Annotated in this window: 16 protein-coding genes and 2 pseudogenes; 2 read left to right on the top strand and 16 right to left on the bottom strand. The window is 40.7% G+C overall.

What is annotated here, in order from left to right; translation table 11 throughout:
• Positions 1 to 99: 99 nt before the first annotated feature.
• A pseudogene (locus H6G26_RS12415) lies at positions 100 to 1,437 on the bottom strand (IS66 family transposase); the annotation flags it as partial.
• Positions 1,438 to 1,724: 287 nt separating this feature from the next.
• Between H6G26_RS12415 and H6G26_RS12410 the strand changes: the two are divergent.
• Positions 1,725 to 2,027 (top strand): hypothetical protein, encoded by a 303-nt coding sequence (locus H6G26_RS12410; protein ID WP_206757539.1) that lies wholly within the window; start codon positions 1,725 to 1,727, stop codon positions 2,025 to 2,027.
• A 39-nt stretch (positions 2,028 to 2,066) separates the two neighbouring features.
• Here H6G26_RS12410 and H6G26_RS12405 read toward each other — a convergent pair whose 3' ends face one another.
• The 5 genes from H6G26_RS12405 to H6G26_RS12385 form a co-directional block, all read right to left on the bottom strand.
• Positions 2,067 to 4,199 carry a pentapeptide repeat-containing protein gene (locus H6G26_RS12405; RefSeq protein WP_190729541.1) on the bottom strand — a complete coding sequence of 711 codons (2,133 nt, stop codon included), beginning with the start codon at positions 4,197 to 4,199 and terminating at the stop codon, positions 2,067 to 2,069.
• A gap of 234 nt (positions 4,200 to 4,433) precedes the next feature.
• A complete protein-coding gene (locus H6G26_RS12400) occupies positions 4,434 to 5,330 on the bottom strand; it encodes a DsbA family protein (protein WP_242053688.1) in 897 nt (298 codons plus the stop codon).
• 15 nt (positions 5,331 to 5,345) lie between these two features.
• Complete coding sequence (locus H6G26_RS12395) at positions 5,346 to 5,687, bottom strand: rhodanese-like domain-containing protein (protein WP_190729540.1); 342 nt, start codon at positions 5,685 to 5,687, stop codon at positions 5,346 to 5,348.
• A 40-nt stretch (positions 5,688 to 5,727) separates the two neighbouring features.
• Positions 5,728 to 6,123, bottom strand: a complete 396-nt coding sequence (locus H6G26_RS12390) for an SCP-2 sterol transfer family protein (RefSeq protein WP_190729539.1) — start codon at positions 6,121 to 6,123, stop codon at positions 5,728 to 5,730.
• Between the two features lie 42 nt (positions 6,124 to 6,165).
• Complete coding sequence (locus H6G26_RS12385; RefSeq protein WP_190729538.1) at positions 6,166 to 7,491, bottom strand: FAD/NAD(P)-binding oxidoreductase; 1,326 nt, start codon at positions 7,489 to 7,491, stop codon at positions 6,166 to 6,168.
• A gap of 206 nt (positions 7,492 to 7,697) precedes the next feature.
• Here H6G26_RS12385 and H6G26_RS12380 point away from each other — a divergent pair, with 206 nt between their 5' ends.
• Entirely contained in the window at positions 7,698 to 8,087 is a 390-nt protein-coding gene (locus H6G26_RS12380; RefSeq protein WP_190729537.1) for a metalloregulator ArsR/SmtB family transcription factor, read from the top strand.
• 65 nt (positions 8,088 to 8,152) lie between these two features.
• Here the strand turns inward: H6G26_RS12380 and cobA are convergent, their stop codons facing one another.
• The 10 genes and pseudogenes from cobA to H6G26_RS12335 all read right to left on the bottom strand — a co-directional run bounded on the left by cobA (position 8,153) and on the right by H6G26_RS12335 (position 17,802).
• Positions 8,153 to 8,998 (bottom strand): uroporphyrinogen-III C-methyltransferase, encoded by an 846-nt coding sequence (gene cobA, locus H6G26_RS12375; RefSeq protein WP_190729536.1) that lies wholly within the window; start codon positions 8,996 to 8,998, stop codon positions 8,153 to 8,155.
• Between the two features lie 222 nt (positions 8,999 to 9,220).
• A complete protein-coding gene (gene pstB / locus H6G26_RS12370) occupies positions 9,221 to 10,048 on the bottom strand; it encodes a phosphate ABC transporter ATP-binding protein PstB (protein WP_190729535.1) in 828 nt (275 codons plus the stop codon).
• 52 nt (positions 10,049 to 10,100) lie between these two features.
• A complete protein-coding gene (gene pstA, locus H6G26_RS12365) occupies positions 10,101 to 11,000 on the bottom strand; it encodes a phosphate ABC transporter permease PstA (RefSeq protein WP_190729534.1) in 900 nt (299 codons plus the stop codon).
• 5 nt (positions 11,001 to 11,005) lie between these two features.
• Positions 11,006 to 11,947, bottom strand: a complete 942-nt coding sequence (gene pstC, locus H6G26_RS12360; RefSeq protein ID WP_190729533.1) for a phosphate ABC transporter permease subunit PstC — start codon at positions 11,945 to 11,947, stop codon at positions 11,006 to 11,008.
• Positions 11,948 to 12,004: 57 nt separating this feature from the next.
• A pseudogene (locus tag H6G26_RS42525) lies at positions 12,005 to 12,207 on the bottom strand (hypothetical protein); the annotation flags it as partial.
• A gap of 12 nt (positions 12,208 to 12,219) precedes the next feature.
• Positions 12,220 to 12,555, bottom strand: coding sequence for a hypothetical protein (locus tag H6G26_RS12355; RefSeq protein WP_190729532.1), 336 nt, complete (start codon positions 12,553 to 12,555; stop codon positions 12,220 to 12,222).
• A 20-nt stretch (positions 12,556 to 12,575) separates the two neighbouring features.
• On the bottom strand, positions 12,576 to 13,334 hold the full coding sequence (locus H6G26_RS12350; protein WP_190729531.1) for a phosphoadenylyl-sulfate reductase: 759 nt from the start codon (positions 13,332 to 13,334) through the stop codon (positions 12,576 to 12,578).
• A gap of 524 nt (positions 13,335 to 13,858) precedes the next feature.
• Complete coding sequence (gene sir, locus H6G26_RS12345) at positions 13,859 to 15,640, bottom strand: sulfite reductase, ferredoxin dependent (protein ID WP_190729530.1); 1,782 nt, start codon at positions 15,638 to 15,640, stop codon at positions 13,859 to 13,861.
• A 176-nt stretch (positions 15,641 to 15,816) separates the two neighbouring features.
• Positions 15,817 to 16,989 (bottom strand): sulfate adenylyltransferase, encoded by a 1,173-nt coding sequence (gene sat, locus H6G26_RS12340; RefSeq protein ID WP_347242459.1) that lies wholly within the window; start codon positions 16,987 to 16,989, stop codon positions 15,817 to 15,819.
• A gap of 348 nt (positions 16,990 to 17,337) precedes the next feature.
• Positions 17,338 to 17,802: a universal stress protein gene (locus H6G26_RS12335; protein ID WP_190729529.1), complete on the bottom strand. Its 465-nt coding sequence runs from the start codon at positions 17,800 to 17,802 to the stop codon at positions 17,338 to 17,340.
• Between the last annotated feature and the right edge of the window lie 1,233 nt (positions 17,803 to 19,035).

Raw genomic sequence — 19,035 nt, 5'->3', positions numbered from 1 at the left:
TAATTTGTTGAATCAAGGCGAGTTAGTCATTAAGTGGCATCGGAAAATCAAAAACAAAGGTAATGTAAGTTATATTGCAGCTTAAATGCCGATTAGCTTATGCTGAAACCGCTCCATTGAACGGGAACCACCGCTAACCTTACGTTTTGTCACAGCCAAACGAAGTGATCGTTCGGCCTGATTGTTATCAGGAGGAACTTCGGGGAAGTCAAGGAAATACCACCATTGACTTGCTTTATCACGCAAAGAACGTAAAAGCTGACCGGCTTTTGCTCCTGCTTTGTCAATCCACTGATTGAGTGAGGAGTGCAATTTAGACTTAAATTGATTGACCCAATCGTTGTAAGTTAAGGAGTCAAAAGTCTCAAACCATTGAGCATAGCTCTTAAAAGCTTCATCAATTAAATTAACAAACGCTTCACCAATAGCTTGGTTATGAAGACCTGGAAGTATAATTAGTTTTTTGAAGTGACGGCGTAGATGAGCTAAACATTTTTGCTGGGCAACAGCTTGATAGCCATTGTAAACGCTAAAATCATCGCTGCTGAGTACCCCTGTATACTCAGTCCCTAAAATGGCTGATAATTCGGCTCTGGAACGAGTGTCAGCAGCAGTAAACAGGCAGAAATCAGAATTGGCAACTACCCACAGCCATTCTTTGATTCCTTTGACAGGCCAAGGTGTTTCATCCACATGAATGTTAGGTTGTGTCTGTTTTAGCCAACTACTTAATTCACTAACACTCGGTTCAATTGCTTTTTGGATTCGTTCATTGGTTGTCACTAACGTTCCTAACCCAATTTCAATTTGCCCTAGTTCCCATAACATTTCTTGCTGTTTTTCATAGGGCATATGTGCATAATTATTTACCCATCCTAAAAACGCCTGTAAAGAGATTCCTAAATCTTGCCCTGGGATAATCTCTGGTGACCACTGGGCTGCTTGTATATTTCCACAGCATTCACACACACAGGTATGGCGTTGATACTCCACTATTTCGATGGGACACTCCACTAGTTGCGCTACCGAGTGTCTTTCTACTTTTACTGCCACAGCTGCAAATGCTTTTTGACCGCAATAAATACAATCACTTGGACGTAGGATTTCATAACGATCTACTCTGCCAAGACCTTTACGCGTTTTTCCCTGATGCCCTGGTTGCCCCCCTGCTTTTCTTTTCGGGTGGTTTGCTTCTTCTAGGGGTGCTTTTTTGCTTTCGCTTTTTTTCAGGATGTCTCCAGACGGTGGTTTCGATAAATTTTTACTGTCTAAATCTCTACTGACTTTTAAAAGTTCTATTTCTTGCTGTAGTTCTAAGATTATTTTCTGTAAGTCACGTATTACCTTACTCTGCTCAACGACGATATCCACCAGTTCTTCTTTCGATAGCTGGTTCAAGCTTTCTCGATCTAATTCTTGAGGCAGGTTTTGGTTCATATTTGTGATATTCTCCCTCAAGTGTTCCCTTTGTCAATACTCTGCCACCTGAATCCTTACCTTACTTCTTTAGGACGTATTCATAACGTTTCTACAGGCGTTGAACCCTCTTAATTTGGCAGAGGTATTGAACAATGGATGCTGTTAAATCCATTGTTGATAAAGAAATATTCAGGAACATCTTAATTTTATACATGGTTTAACCAATTTTCACTGGTGGCCGACAGTTGCGGCTTAATTATGGGTAATTTACCGGACATGATATGATTTATTCTTTGGAAGTCCCTATGGCGGCTTTTTTTCTGACTCACAGTCGTTCTGCTCTAGGTGCATTTTATCGCTGCTTACGTTCTCGCTTGGGTGCGCCCAAAGCAATAACTGCTACTGTACACAACCTGGCTCGTTTGTTCTATCAAATTTGGACAACTGCTGGACGATGTACTGACCCTGGTATGGACTACTATGAGCAAAAATACCAGGATCTGATCCTCAAAAATCTCCAGAAGAAAGCCCAAGCTTTTGGTCTTCAACTTATCCCCAAATCTCAAGATAAGGAGGAAGCTTCATTTTATCAAACCCTTTCTACATAAGCTTTACGTCAAGTATTTTTAAAAAGAGGGATTATCTTATTAGAATCCAAAGAAGCCTTTAGCCACACCTAACCAACCGGGTAATTCCTGTAAAAACGGTTTGGCATTTTCCCAAAGGCTTTTCGTTGATGCTACAGTTTCGCTTGTAGTTTTAAGTGTTTCAGCCATCCGTTTGAGATTTCCAGCAGCTAGCTGTTTATCAGGTTCAAGATTTTGAGCTTCTTCCTTAGCAGCTCCTAAATATTTGAGTGACTTTTCCTTGGCTACTTCTGGTAATTCTGGACTTGTTCCAACCAATTGCTCAATCTGCGTTAGTAGTCGAATTACATCTTGCTGGGCTAGCTGTTTTTCACCAGGCGCAACTACATTAATTTCCTGCGTTTGCTGGTTTTGGTTACCTTGTGCAGCTTGCATTCCACCATAGACTTGACCACCACTAATATTTTGAGAAATCCCACCTAGATTATTAGTCATAAAACCTACCTGTTTTACATTTGAATAAAAGTTAGGACGCTTTAATGCTGTTGTTATCATAGTTTCTAAACTATGAATTCTATTATCCTTTTCTGTTAACAGCAATTTAATTTCTTGCTCTGAGAAAGCTTTTATCTCATTGTAAGTATCAAAATATTCTGTACTCAGTTCAGATTTATCAGCAGTTACTGCGGTTTTGGCACGAAGCAGAAATTTATCCTCCCCTCGTTTCTCCATTGCCACAATCTCAAGTTCAGCATCAGGGTGATTCTCTGCTAACTGCTTAAACGAAATGGCGATCGCACGTGGGTCAACTCCTTGGCTATGATAAAGGTCAAGTGTATCGAAGATTGGTTTGATAAAATCTCCAAATTCCCCATCAGCGAACACCTCCTGTCTGTTGTCAGGCTTGCGATAGGGGTCAGGGTTTTCTTTCGTAGGCAGGCGCATATAAACGTACTCGCACCGTACCCCGTCAAATTTAGTGTCACTGGTAATGCCCCAGTCTTCAATATATGCCCCAGTAAGAGTAGCGCCTGTAAAGTCGGTTCCGTCAAGTTGCGTTTGTACTAGTTTTGCTCTAGATAAATCTGCGTCTTGCAAGTTGGCTTTACTTAAATCTGCGCTAAGAAAGCTGGCATCTGTTAGGTTAGCTCCTTTAAAATTTATCCCTCGGAGGTCTAAACGGTCAAAATTTTTGTTTTGCCCTAGTTGTGTAACTAATACTTGGCGAAGTTTTGTATTTTGAAGGTAAGTTGTGCCAGCGCGAACACGGTCAAGTTTATTGGTTTTATGGAAGTAAGTACGAGTTAGAATAGCCTTTCTAAAATCTGTACTTTTGAGGGTGGCTTCTGTAAAATTAGCATCAGTTAAATTTGTGTTGCGGAAGCTTGTCCCTTTAAAAGCTGCAAAAGCAATAGCAATGTTGCGAATTAGTGCCTGCTTTGGGTCTTCCTTCAATGCACGCCAACTTATATATATGCCAAATAATACTATAACTACGGCTATGACGCTGGCGAAGATTTCCGCGAAGGCTCCGGTTACCGGGAAAGTGCCAACAAAGGCTCCGGCTACGGCTCCGGCTCCGGCTAAGGGGAAGGCTAAGGCTAAGGCTAAGGCTCCGGCTACGGCTAAGGCTAAGGTTCCGGCTACGGCTAAGGCTAAGGCCACGACTACCGCTCCAGCAAAGGCAAAGGCTCCAGCAAAGGCGAAGCCGGAGGCTATAGCAAAATCTCCGTTTAGGACAAAGATTTCCGCGAAGGCTCCGGTTACGGCTACGGCTAACGCAAAGGCTCCTGTTAAGGCCAAAGCTAAAACTCCAACTATTAAGCCCCGTTGTATTCCTTGGAAGATTGTAACGGAAAAGAAGATAACTAATATGACTATAGCAGTTCTGCCACTGATATGATATATCAATGGATAAGATTTATGTGTGAAAAATAGTAGAGACGCTACTAAAAAACCAGCAATAGATGAGATAAATCCTGATAGACCCATTAGCACCCACGAAATAAGCACTAAGAAAATAGCCCACCGCCTTTCCAATCCAGCTTCAGCATGACTAAAATTTGCACCTACAAGGATGGCATCGCTAAAATCAGCGCTTCGGATATCTGCATAGCTAAAGTTCGCTCCCTCAAGGTTTTGACTTTTGAAGGAACGTCCTCGAAAATTCTGCTTGGAATAATCTGCTTGCATAGTTGGGAAAGATGGTAAGACTCAAGCTCCACTAGTAGTCTGCCAACCCAAAAATGCTGGGTAAGGGCTGGGTAAAGGGTAAAGGGTAAGTGATTTAAAACCTTTCCCCCTTCCCCCTTCCCCTTTACCCTGCAAAGTTCACTTGGCGAACTACTAGACATAGGTATATCATTGACTCGTTCGTTTGTGATTATAGATTCATTGGTAAATTCTTTCTCAGAAATCACCTTATTTCTAACACCAAGATTGTTCTTCCAAAGGATTATGCAGTAACTCACGAATATTGGCTTCGATGACTCGGTAACCTACATTGCCGTTGAGTCTTTGTCGTCCTTCATTGAAAATTAGGGTGGGGCTGACCGTAACCGTATAGTCTTTGACCAGTTCAAAATCTTTGAATAGTTGAGCGTATGCTTCACCACTATCGATCTGAGCTTGGATAGCGGCGATCGGGAGCCTTAACTCCTCCGCAATTTCAAATTGTACCTTGCGGTCAGAAACGTTTGCCAGTTGAGTAAAAAACGCCTTCCGAAATGCCCAGGTTATTTTTTCAAATACCTGTTGAGCTTCCTCTACCAAACCCTTTGCTTCTAGTAGTTGAATTGCATGGAGAAATAAATGACAGGATGTGGATGAAGGTGGTGTAACTTTAATCCAAATATCAGGATGAACGGAGATGTGATCAAACTTTTTCGCAACCTCCTGAATATGATCGCTGTATCCTTGCAATCCCCCCCGATCTCGCCATCGGCTATTTAACCTTTCACGAGCAATACCAAAGATGGGGACAAAGTGATGTTCGATCGCAATCTTGTCTTGAAAGGTAGTTCTCAATTCATCCAGACGGATCTGAGCAATATAAGCCCAAATACAGAGAACATCAGAAAAGCAAAAGATCCGAATAGGTTCCATTGGATTTTGAGGGTGAAAGGGTGAGATATCAAAATAATTCGTAATTGATAATGACGCTCGCGGACTCGTTGGCGTAGCCTCTCCAAGAATTGAAGCTGAGAACACTGACAGCGTGTTGTAGAGAAGACGGTAATTCGTCAGTTGCAATAGTTGCTCTATCCCTTCAGTGTCTTGTTGACCACTAAGTGAGAGCAGTTTAAGGAACAGCTTTATGCTCATAATACTGAGGTTTCATTAGGGACGGTTGCCGCGCTGTACGGGATACCCTGTATTCTGCCATGCTAGTAGCCCACCTTGCAGGTTATAGACCTGACGGTAGCCCTGAGTCACGAGCCACTGAGCTGCCATTTCGCTCCGGTGTCCTGACAGGCATATGATAGCGATCGCCTGATCCTTAGAAATGTTTTTAAGAATGCTATCACGACTCAAACGTCGCGATTTTGGCACGTGTCCCATCCAATATTCCAGCCAACCCCGCACATCAATCACCAATAGTTGATTCTGGGACGATTCCAGTTGAGCAGGTGTTAGTAGAGTTGGATTTGAAACTCCTTTAGCAATTGATCTTGATTTCATAAAGTATTCTCTCAAGATAAACTAGGCATTGCAAGTATGCTTAAACTTTGCTCATGACAGAAAATGACTTAACAAAAGGTCTTGCCATACGAGGATCTTTGATCATGGCAGTATAGTCTCCAACCTGAAATTGCAGTCTGCGGGTCATATACGCCATACTCAACCCCATCATGTTTAACCCTCTTGATATCCACTGATGCCAGTCTTGTCGACCTGCACGTAAGTCCCAATTCAGCTTTTGCCCCTCATATGTATTCGCAGAAACCACCCGTCCATCTTTAACTGTGATAACTCCCATCGGATTTGCTTCACCCTCGAAGCCATAACCGATCACGGAATTGAAATGGATTTTGGCAAGAGCATCGGCTAATTCCGGTTCTAGATTCCATTTCTCACCAAAAGCCTTCATCCATTCAGCTGAAAATAACTCTGCCATTAGACACTCTCCAGATTAAAAGGAACTTGTGAGACTGCTCTCTTAGGGAATTGGGTGAATCACCTCAAGGCTAGTATCAGTTTGGATAGGCTCCACCAACGGCAGTCCGATTGCCCGAAAAGCCCATCGCTCAAACCAGGAAATAGTCCAACCCAATCGCATTTTGGTTAAAAAATATTTCTCAAAAGCTGACTTTATCCATGACACCCAAGCTCCTTTATAGATAATGGCGCGGTGCCGATTACCTTCAGTGTCAGGTAACAGAGGATCTGCAAGGAAAAGCGCCCCAGTATTTCCGAAATCAGCAAAGCAAACTGCTTGTAATGTTGGCTTGATTTGATACCCTGAAATTACACCTAACTCCAGTGCGATGTTATGTGCGACTGAAAGCGTCATCTCTTCTGTCATTAGTCCGACTTTGGGAACGCCAATCGGAATTGGTGTTTGTTCTATTGGTTTAAGTTGAGTGACCACACCTACAGCATAAATAGAGTCAAATTTGGGGTGACGATAGCTGGGTAATACAGGCACAAATCCCTTCGCATCCGTCAATCCTGGTACTTCCCGCAAGAAGCGCGGTCCCCGGAAGGGAGGCAAGACCATCGTGTACCTAGAAGGAATTATGCGTCCATCTACTAAGTGGACGGCTTCTGGTTCAAACTGAGAAATTGCTGTATTTTCCATTAGATCAATTTCCCGATCCGCCAGGAATTTGCGGATGAGCCAGCGAGAATTTCCCATACCGCTAATCCCTAAATGTCCAGCATAGGGTTCCGATGTGACAAAGGTTATAGGGACGTAATTGTGGGAACGGTACTTACTACTATCGCGCAGACCCTTCCGTTTCAAAACCTGGTGTGCCAATAATGCAAACTCATAAGCGGGACCAAAACAACTAGCTCCCGGTGCAGCACCTACTACAATCGGTCCTGGCTGTTGTAAGAATTTCTCCCAAGCTTCATGAGCCAATAAGGCATGGTGAGGGTTGCAAATGGACTGGGTATATCCCCCTTCAGGTCCCAATCCTGGCAGAGCATCTAGTGCCAGTTCCGGTCCTGTTGCAATAACTGCATAGTCGTAGTCCAACGTCCGATCCTTTAGCCTAATTTGATGAGACGTCGGATCAATAGCAATGACTGAATCATGAATGAATTCAATTCCATGCTGAGGAACGATATTGGCTAACTCTAACTGGATGTGATCAAGTGATCGTAAACCCAACCCCACCCAAGGTAGTGATGGGATAAAGGTAAACTTCGGTTGATTAGAAATTAGCGTTACCTGATGTTCACGAGGTAATATATGTCTCAGTTCGTAGGCAGAGGGAAGCCCTCCCAATCCAGCACCAATAACCACAACGCGAGCCATGATTGCAACTCCTAAACGTAACTATTTAATGAGAATTTTTAAGTCCAAGTGTGGTGGTCAGCTAATATGTAAAATTGTCATAACCCTACCCTTGTTTAATTTTTACATCTTGCCCTAAAGTTAAATTTTTAATAACTTCATTATATTACTATATAATAGTATAGAAGAAATTTAAGTAGAAGAGTTAAAATTAATCTCCTGAAGTTATGATTCTACCTCCCTCTGCCTTAACTCAAGTTGCGGATTATTTCAAAGTGTTATCAGAACTCAGCCGTTTGCAGGTGCTGTGTTCCCTACAGTCAGGGCCAAAGAATGTTACCGAAATTATAGAAGACACAGGGCTGGGACAAGCAAATGTCTCGAAGCATTTGAAAATTCTAACTCAGGTAGGAATTATATCCCGGACTCCTCAAGGAGTCAGTGTGTATTACGAGATTATAGAACCGTTGATCTTTGATCTGTGCGAACTGGTGAGTGATCGCCTTTTCATTAGATTGGAAGAACAGTCTCAACAGTTGAAGCAATTGAAAGGTTTGCGGCGGACTAAATTGGTAGATACCACTAGCGGATCTGCCAAAGTAAAAGCGAAAAAATAAGCGCTCTTATGTCTAATTCTCTGTCGCCTTGGCTGTCTACTTGGTATACAAAGCACGTCGGATAGCTAAGACAATACCACTGGACGACAGCTAGATAAGGTAGCATGCATATTAACTACTGCACCAATAATAGCAATTGCAGGTCCTTCAAACCCGGTTGTCTTAACTTGCGACACAATTGTTCCTAAAGTCCCAATTAATTCTTCCTGCTCTGGTCGCGTTCCCCAACGGACTAAAGCGATGGAAGTATCTAAACTCAGCCCAGCATTGTGCATCTGTTCAATAATGTAAGGTAAATTATGAATTCCCATATAAATCACAATCGTTTCTGAGCCTTGAGCGATCGCCCGCCATTTGACAAATGGTCGATACTTGCCACATGTTTCGTGACCTGTGACAAATGTAACCGAAGAGCTATAAAGCCGATGAGTCAAGGGAATCCCTACATAGGCAGGAGCTGCAATTCCAGAAGTCACGCCAGAAATTACTTCCACTGACACTCCAGCTTTTACTAACTCTTCCATCTCCTCACCACCGCGACCAAACATGAACGGGTCGCCTCCCTTTAACCGTACCACTACGGCATTAGTCAGTGCCTTTTCAATCAACATCTGGGTAATCTCATCCTGGTTTAAGGAATGGTATCCCCTGCGCTTCCCAGCATAAATTTTTTCCGCCTGCGAGTTAATCATCATCAAAATTGCTGGGCTGACCAAAGCATCGTAAATTACTACATTTGCACACTCTAACAACACCTTTCCTTTAAGGGTGAACAAACCTGGATCTCCGGGACCTGCACCGACTAAGTATACTTTTCCAAAATATTTATTTTTATTTTTTTCTGTGTTTGATTCAACTTTTAATGGACAGAAGGCAGAACTCAAATTTTTTTCTATATTCCTGTAGCTCATTTCCTTATTAAACTCCAAATAAATTACAATTAGTTGACGTGCCTAAAATAATTATATTCTTGCAAATGTAATTATTTTAAGCTTATCCAAAATTCTAAAGATGTTTTTCGTAATCAGATTACGTCATTGCTTTAACCATCGGTGCGACGAGCTTTTTGATGCCCAGATTTCCCTACAGAACTGTAACGCATTCCCCACCCTCATTACGAATTACGAATTATTTTAGCCAAACCGTCCACTGATATAATCCTCAGCTTCTTTAGTTTGAGGAAAATTGAACATTTGAACTGTTGAATTAAACTCAACTAATTTTCCGCAACGTTTACCATGCTCGTCAATTTCTGTATTAAAGAAAGCCGTAAAATCTGCGATTCTAAAAGCTTGCTGCATATTGTGAGTCACCATAATGATAGTGTATTGCTGCTTAAGTTCTAAGCAGAGTTCTTCTACTTGGCGGCTAGAAATTGGGTCAAGAGCAGAACATGGTTCATCCATTAATAATACATCTGGCTTCATAGCGATTGCACGAGCAATACAAAGTCGTTGCTGTTGTCCGCCAGATAATGCAGTACCCTTCTCTTTGAGTTTGTCTTTGACTTCATCCCAGATAGCAGCGCGTCTGAGGGAATCTTCCACCAATTCATCGATGTTACCTTTATAACCGTTAGCACGCGGACCAAAGGAAATATTTTCGTATATTGATTTGGGGAAAGGATTCGGTCTTTGAAAAACCATTCCGATTTGGCGGCGTAATTTTACAGAATTTACCTTAGGATCGTAAATATTGTGATCGCGGTAATTCAGTCTACCCTCAACTTTAGCTCCAGGGATTAAATCATTCATCCGGTTGAAACAACGCAGTAAGGTACTTTTACCACATCCTGAAGGGCCAATAAAAGCAATAATTTGTTTTGCAGGAATCTTTAGGTAGACATCTAAAAGTGCCAAAAGTCCCCCATAATAAACCTTTACACCTTCAACATTGAAGACGTTATTATCGTGGTCGATTGTAGCACTATCTAATTTACTTCTACTGTTACTATAAGTCATGAAAGCGTATCTCCTAATAACCGTGAATATATCCAATTAGATATTTAATTACCTAATGTATTGAGAAGCGTTGGCGGATATAAATTGCTACACCATTTAAAGCTAAAATTAAGAGTAACAACGCGATAATTGTTGCTGCTGCTGCATTAGCAAAACCTGGTTCAGGACGAGTAATGTAACTATAAATTTGAATGGGTAATGCCATAAATCTCTGGAACAAACCAGGATTAAAGGTGAGAAAACCCACAGCACCTACAACAATTAGAGACGCTGCATCACCAATAGCACGGGATACAGAGATAATTACCCCTGTCAAAATACTAGGAACAGCATAAGGTAAAACGTGACTGCTGATAGTTCGCCATTTAGCGACACCTAATCCATAAGAAGCATTTCTCAGGGAATCCGGGACGGCACGAATTGCTTCTCTAGCTGTCACAATAATTACTGGTAAGGACAACAAAGATAAAGTAAACGCACCAGAAACCAAAGCGGGGCCGAACCCAAGCAAATAATTGAAAACTCCTAAACCTAGCAATCCGTAGACAATCGAAGGTACACCTGCTAGATTGCTGATATTAATCTCAATAACCGCTGTCCACCAAGCTTTAGGTGCATACTCTTCTAGATATAAAGCTGCTCCAACACCAACTGGTACAGTGACTAAAATTACAATAATTCCTAAAAGAATACTACTGATAATAGCGGGACGGATGCCACCTTGGTCAGGAAAACGAGAAGGAGTTTCTGTTAGAAAGCCGGGTGTTAAAAATCTAGCTAATCCATCTCGAAAAATATCAAAAAGTAGCAAAGCCAAAATAAATATACCAATCAGCAACCCTAATAAAAAAAGTATTTCAAATACTTTTCCTAATGTCTCCCTACTCTCAACATTCTCAGTAAATTCTGCCGCTGAATCCAAAGAATCATCTCGTTGATAACTTGTCGTCATGCCTATTACTCATACTTTTCTTTAAAGCAATTAGCAATCCAGTAACTAACAATATTTAAAGCTAGGGTCATTAGAAATAAAAGAGCGCCCACAGCATATAAAGTCTGGAAATTGAGACTGCCACGCGGACTATCCCCACCAGAAATTTGCGCCATGTAAGCTGTCATTGTTTCTACTGATTCCGCAAAGTTAAGTGTCAGTTTTGGTTGTTGACCTGCGGCGATAAGGACAGTCATCGTTTCACCCACAGCACGAGAAATACCCAAAATAATTGAGGCGATAATTCCAGAAAGTGCTGCTGGGAGAACTATTTTAAAAATACTTTCTAGTTTAGTAATACCTAAAGCATAAGCTCCTTCCCGCAAAGAACGTGGAACAGCTTGAATCGCATCTAAGCTAATAGAACCAACAGTAGGAGTAATCATTACCCCCATCATTAACCCTGCGCTCAAGGCATTAAATATTTCTAGAGGAATAATATTCCGTAGTAATGGTGTAAGAAATAACAGTGCAAAGTAACCATATACTACTGTAGGTATTCCCGCCAAAAGTTCTACTGCGGGACGTAAAATTGCTGTTACTTTTAGTTGAGCATATTCACTCAAGTAAATTGCAGAAGATAAACCTAAAGGAATAGCAACCGCCATAGCAATAGCTGTAGTTAAGAAAGTACCAGCTATCAAGGGCCAAACGCCAAAATGTCTCTCGGCAAATAGAGGTGTCCATTTAGTATCAAGAAAGAATTCGGCAAAAGAAACTTCTTGGAAAAAACTAAATGCCTCCTGAAAGATTATTAGGACAATACCAAAGGTTGTTAGAACCGAAACTAAAGCACAACTAAATAAAATTACCGCAACAATCTTTTCTGAGATATCTTCAAATGCATTTTTCTCCAATGACTGTCTGAACTGGAAAGAAAAATCGTCTTGAGAATTGCGATTTTGCATAAATTAGTTAAGCTTTTACTAAATTCATAGTGCACAGATTGGTATTTATTTAAAAGATTATGAAGATGCTGATTTTGACTGCGCTAGTCGTCGTAGCATCGAGCGAATCATTATCGTATAGATCATCGCTTCACTAACTTCGGGTTGGGAAATAGCTCATAATCTTTACTTTAGTGACGATAGCCATTCCAGCATCCGAAAGTTCGTTCTACAACCCAAAGTTTCGGTAACACAACAAATTTTGGTTCAATGCTTTTGATAGTATTTTGTACCTAGATAAAGTCTAGGTCTAAATTTTGATCTATCATCTCTAAAATCTCTTTGCTTGCCGAGACTTCTTGATGAAAGACTTCTTTCAAAAAGCGATAGTAAGCTTTATAAACATGGCTAGAACCGTCATCATTATTGACAATAAAAAATGGTGCCGCCTCTACTTTGTACTTTAACGCTAAGATGAATCCTTTACTAAGTTGTTCACGTTCATCAACAGCAACAATTTCGTCTATGCGATCTAATAATCCCAATTTTTCAAGATCTTCAAGTACATTTGCAGATTTTGGGCATGGAGTACCATCTAGCTTAATCTTCTTAACTAGTGTTATGTTCACTGTTTTTCACCTGCTAATGATTAATTGGAGCTATTTTGAGATAAGTTGATCTTGTGAAAGCCGCATTCTTTATCAACTGCTTCTTCCCACCACCAACGTCCTTGACGCTCATGCTGGTTTGGTAAAATTGCTCTAGTGCAAGGTTCACAGCCAATGCTCATGAAACCTTTGGTATGTAACTGGTTATACGGTATATCATTAGCTTCGATATAATGCCAAACTTGGGCAGAACTCCAGTTAGCTAGAGGGTTAAACTTGATCAAAGTACGATCGTTAGTTGAGAAAGCTGTATCTATTTGGATAAGCGGTACATTAATACGAGTAGCAGGATTTTGATCATGGCGTTGCCCTGTAATCCAGGCATTGAGAGTACTAAGTTTACGGCGTAGCGGGCTTACTTTACGAATAGCACAGCACTCTTTATGACCATCCTCATAAAAACTAAAAAGCCCCTTTTCTCTGACTAATAACTCAACTTCTGTGGGTTCTGGGAATACCACATCTAGCTTCATGCCGTATTGTTTTCTCACTCTATCTAAAAATTGGTAAGTCTCAGGGTGAAGACGACCTGTATCGATAGAGAAAACTTGAAACTTCTTCCCTATCCTATATGCCATGTCGATGAGAACAATATCCTCTGCACCACTAAAAGAGATAGCAATATTGTCAAACTGTTCCAAAGCAAATTTCAGAATATCTTGAGGATTTTTGGTTTGGTACTCTAATTCTAGTTTGGCAATATCGAGTTCTGTTATGCAAGATGCCTCAAGCTTTGTCATAAAATCTCCCTATTGATTGATAATTTTACAGACTGTTCAGGCTCTCAAATGTAGTTTCTAAAACAGCAGTTTGGAGCCTCACAAACGTTGAATACAGTTGGGTATTTTGAATTAATACGTGCAAATCTGGGCAAAATGTAAAAAAATGACAGTAGCATAGTCAGAACGTTAAACCCGCGATAGCTATGAACTAGTGCAAGAAGGCAGGAGGAAGAAAAGCCTTTACAGTAGGTTTTTCAGCTTTTTTTATCTATTGGAAGGTTATTTCTGCCACACTGTACTAAGTAAGGAACTCGACTTTATTTACATTTGAGGTAGGTCAAGAGTGCCATCGTATATTCTGAAATCCTTTAATATTAGCGGTTGAGGCTTTTTAATATTGCCTATATCAAAAAGTCCCATGTATCTTGACTAAATATTGAAAGAACCTCATTTACAAGACATCTTTGAATAAAGTCGAGCTTAGATATTAATTCAAAACAGTTATTAAATATGTCAGATGCGGCCTTCTAATTTCATTTAACTTACCTCCATCTAGAGACAAATTCACTAATGGCATTAAAACCAACACGAGCGCAAAAATCACCAAAGCTTTCCTCAGTTTGCCGCGATTGCTTGAAGAATACAAAAATCGGCTCTAGCTGTGTTTCTATGTCGTTGTGGTGCAGCCTTTCCATGTAAGGTAACGCTAATCTAGTTTGATGTGGCGAACCCCCCAGCCATACTTGGTAACTTTCTGGAGCACTACCTACAAAACCCAATTCTGCCATGTAAGGACGAGCGCAACCGTTAGGGCAACCTGTCATCCTCACCACAAAATGCTCGTTTTCTAAACCTATATTATCTAACAACGAGCGAATTCTTTCTAAAATGCCTGGTATTGCCCTTTCTGATTCTGTGACTGCCAAACCGCAAGTCGGCATCGCAGGGCAAGCCATCGCATAACGCACCAAGGAGTCTATTTTACTAGGCTCTGTGACGACACCGTGACGCTCAAGAATCTCTTGAACAACTTGTTTTTCCTTTAATTCAATATCGAAGAGAATTGCATTGTGATGTGGTGTCAGACGGATGGGCAAGTTTAATTGCTGGACAATTTTCCGTAGTGCAGTTTTGAGTTGCAACGGCCCTTCATCTTTAATGCGACCATTTTCGATGGAAACGCCTAAAAACAGCTTACCATCGCCTTGTTCGTGCCATCCAAGGAAGTCTTGATATTTCCACTCTGGTAGCTCTTTAAAGGGTGTGAGTGATTTGCCAAAGTATTCTTCAACTTTTGAGCGGAACTTATCAACGCCCCAATCATGGATTAAATATTTTAATCTTGCGTGACGACGGTCAATGCGATCGCCATAATCTCTTTGAGTCGCGACAACTGCTTTAACTATCTCGTAAACGTCATCTTTCGTTACATAGCAAATCGGATCAGCCATCCGAGCAAAGGTTTCTTCTTTGTTATGTGTTTTTCCTAAACCCCCACCCGCAAAGACGTTAAATCCTTCTAGTTTGCTTTCATTATCGGTCATTACCACCAAGGTGAGGTCTTGGGTATACAAATCAATGGAATTATCACCGGGAACCGTCACGCAAACTTTGAATTTGCGCGGCATGTAGTGAGTGCCATAAATTGGCTCTGGGTTATCATGAACAATCGATCCCTTACCATTGGTTTGCCGTGCTGCCTTAACTTCTGGCTTTTCTTCGGCACTAATTATTTTTTCTCCATCCAGCCAAATATCGTAATATGCGCCGGTTTGGGGTTTGAGCAAGTCAGAGATATTTTTGGCATATTCAATCGCATACTGATACTCTGGACGGTTCTTAAAGGGGGCTGGGGGAGCCATGACGTTACGATTGACATCACCGCAAGCCGATAACGTCGAACCCATACTTTTGACCATACCAGCGATCGCGGCTTTGAGATTCTTCTTTAAAATCCCGTGTAACTGAAACCCTTGACGGGTAGTTACACGCATTGTATGGTTGCCATATTCATCAGCTAGCTTGTCTATAGTTAGATACAATTGTGGCGGAATAAAGCCACCTGGACTGGTAGTTCGCAGCATGAACTGGTAATCTTTTTCCTGTCCCTTTACGCGGTTGTCTCGGTTGTCCTGCTGATAAGAACCGTGAAACTTAAGAATTTGTACCGCATCTTCGCTAAAGTGAGTTGTCTCCTGAAGTAGTTCACTAGCAACAGGTTCACGTAAAAAATTACTACGTTCTTTAAGACCTTCAACTTTGGAAGGCTTACGGTTTTTGTTTCGGGATGGAGCAGATTGATCCGTTGTTTTGATGTCGCTCATAAAACTCTTCTTGTCAGTTGATTGTGAAATTTATTTGTACTTCCTAACCAAGATGCAATAGGATATTGGCTACCCAATCTGTGAGCTAGAACTTGAGATTTTTCTAATATTGATCATTTGCTGTGGGCAAGTTAATTCCTGGGGCTGGTAAAATTCACTCAAGTCTTTCAGAACAACTAGGCTTTAGCTTCACTCATATGTTTAACCAAAATCTCAGCAACCTCCGGTCGGGAAAACTCTGGAGGTGGGGTTTTCCCATTCTTGAGCATCTCACGTACTTTAGTACCTGATAGGTGTATTCGTTCTTCAGAATTGCTAGGGCTGGTTTTAGCAGTTGCCATTGATTGGGTACGAGTGCAGTAAAAAGCATGTTCAAAGTTCAAAGGGGTAATTCTTAACTCCTCTGATGTAAACTCACTAAAGATGTACTGTGCATCGTAAGTGCCATAGTAAGATCCCACTCCTGCATGATCTCGCCCGACAATAAAGTGGGTGCAGCCGTAATTCTGACGAGCGATTGCGTGCATAATCGCTTCTCTAGGACCTGCATAACGCATTGCTGCTGGAAATACACCTAAGAGCACACGGTTTTGAGGATAATATTTGCTCATCAAAACTTCGTAGCACTGCATCCGTACACTTGCTGGAATGTCATCAGACTTTGTCGTACCCACTAGCGGGTTAATGAACAAACCATCTATAACTTCCAAAGCAATTTTAGTAATGTACTCATGGGCACGGTGGATAGGGTTACGAGTTTGGAAAGCTGCAATAGTATTCCACTGGCGTTGTTGAAATTGATATCTAGTAGTCTTTGGAGTAAGACGGTAGTCTAAAAATTCCTTGTGAGGGATTGAGTTGACTAATTTGATTGAACCACCTAGATAAACTTTTCCTTCTGCACGTAAAGCTTGTACTCCAGGATGTGAATCTTCACTAGTAAGATAGATTTTCTCAGCCTCAAGATCCTGATCGGGTTTAAACTTGCTAGTTATGATCATTACTGCCAGAATCTCACCATTGGAATGAGATAAGGCAATTTCATTATCTAGCTTGTAGTTGTCAGCAATTGACTCAGGAATTTGCAGAGTTACAGGAATGCTCCAAGCAAGACCACTACTTAATCGCATATCCTTGACTATCGTGTGATATTCCCGTTCGCCAACAAAACCATCAAGGGGGCTGTACACTCCTGTAACAATACACTCAAGGTCTGCAAGATTACGCTCGCTAAGAATCAAACGTGGCAAACTATGAGCATTTTCTAGGGCGATTTCACCCTCTTTGCCATATAAGTAGCAATCAACAAGCTTGCCTCCGTGAGGCTCAATCAAAGTTTTGTTCATCATATTAGTTAAACTCGGATTTATCACGAATTTTGAAGGAAAAAATTGACTGATAACTGTATATCGAATGGCGCTAAGAAAAGCCCAAAAGCTTGTGTAGTCTTGTTCTCAGTTTTAAGACTATGTACTCCCAGAGGCAGAAATTCTCGTCAATAAAGAGAAGTTTGAGCCTCCTAAAATGTGTTCTTAGAGCCTGTCAAGAAACAACTTTTACAACTTGCCGCCTAAAAAGCTTATTGAGAAAGCATTTCTAATTAAAAAGAAGGAAGGTTGTTTCGTCACCAACTCTTAGTCTGGAGACTAGGAAGCAGCCAGGGCAAGGGCTATATTTTAATTTAGTGCCATTCGATTCTATATCTGATAGTCCAATTCCCTAATAACTGTTTTAGCTTTCTGCATTGTTAGACGAGTTGAGCCAGGAATCACCATTACAGGACAGAAAGTTTCTTGTAGAATATAGTCACTCATGCTCTCTAAAAAAACTTTCTTTAATAGATTCTGATAATGATCACTCACTACCAGTAAATCAGAGTCTTGAATATACTCATGTATACTATTTATAGTATTGACATAGCTAAGAGTACCAAACTGTTCGAGGGGATGAAAAATTTTCCTGAATTCAGCTTCACTTGTAAAAGGAATGGGAGTTTTAGCATCGGATACTTCTTTTTCATCAGAGTTAATGTCTGGCTGATTTATGTAGCACATAACGACTATTTCTCTGGCATTCTTCTGCCCCTCCTCAAGCCATCTTAAAAGAAAGTTTACGCTTGTCTGTGCCATAAAACTAGTTTCTGCTGCAATGCATATCTTCATTGACGATATCTCCTTAACTTTTGCGCTTTAAACAGTGATTAATAAATAATGTAACTTTAGCTACTCATAAACCCAGTGTGCTTACAGAAGGTATTGCAGATATATTGGATGACCCATATTTCTGGTTTGTTGCCAAATGCACCCAGGATGTTTCTATAGCTGAATTATTATTTGGAGTAAAAGCAAACTTAAAAACGTTGGAAACTTCGGTAACCACAATCATTCTTGCCATGTTGCAATATCCTCAGACTCAGCTTAGTATTCATATACTGTTTTAGAATTAAATCATTATATTACTATCTTGTAATATAATACTTATAATTATATAACACACTTGTTTTATTTATATACTACTATTTCATACTACAAAATTATTAGAGCTTATTTCGGGATTTATGTAATTAAAAAAAATTACAAGAGTTAACGATCTGATCTGAATGGGTGACAAAGGGTCTGAAACAATTGAAATATGCTAGTTTCAAGGTCAAAAAGATAGATCACACAGGGCGGACGCACGGGATTTCTAAAACCTCTGCTGGATAAGGAGCTTGACGAAAAAATAGGCTCAATTAAAAAACGCCAAAACCCTTGCTATTAAAAGATTGTTATACCTTTAGATATGTTTGCCCTGATAGATCACACATTCTTAACAAGAACTGACAAATGATAATACATACTAAATTCGGCGTTGCTGAACTAGAATATGAATCATGTAATCACTCCGAGCTTGCGAGCGCATTGCGTCCGTATGGCCACTAAGTCATGCTTTTTTAAACCTATGAATCAAGTGTAGTGTTATCAATCTCGTATTAATAGTACCCTAAAGGGTACTATCAGGAGAAGCGATCACAACCAAGATTAAGAACCGAATGGCACTAAGATTTCGGCAAATATATAATTCACAAGATTTTGGGGGAAGGGTGTAGGGGTTGCACGGTTAAAAATTAGATTTGAATCAAGAGCCAAACTTGTCGATCCGCATTATGGTTTTCCTTTACACCCCCACGCCCTTACACCCAGACCTAGCAAGGATTTCATTTTCTTTAGTGTCATTGATTAAGAACCAACGAAAAAATAAGCATTTCTCGTTTGGTTTAGTTTCCAAGATTCAAAGCGATGTCAATGACGAGTTACGTCTACGCTTAAGTCTTTGTCAATAGATAAGTTTTAATGAGATTAGCTGTAACTCTATCAAGTATAGAGGAGTCTTCTTGACATAATATGTTCGTCTTG

This window comes from Nostoc sp. FACHB-888, assembly GCF_014696655.1.
Lineage (GTDB): Bacteria > Cyanobacteriota > Cyanobacteriia > Cyanobacteriales > Nostocaceae > Nostoc.
Note: the sequence above shows the minus strand (reverse complement) of the source record. Positions and strands in the feature narration are given on the sequence as shown.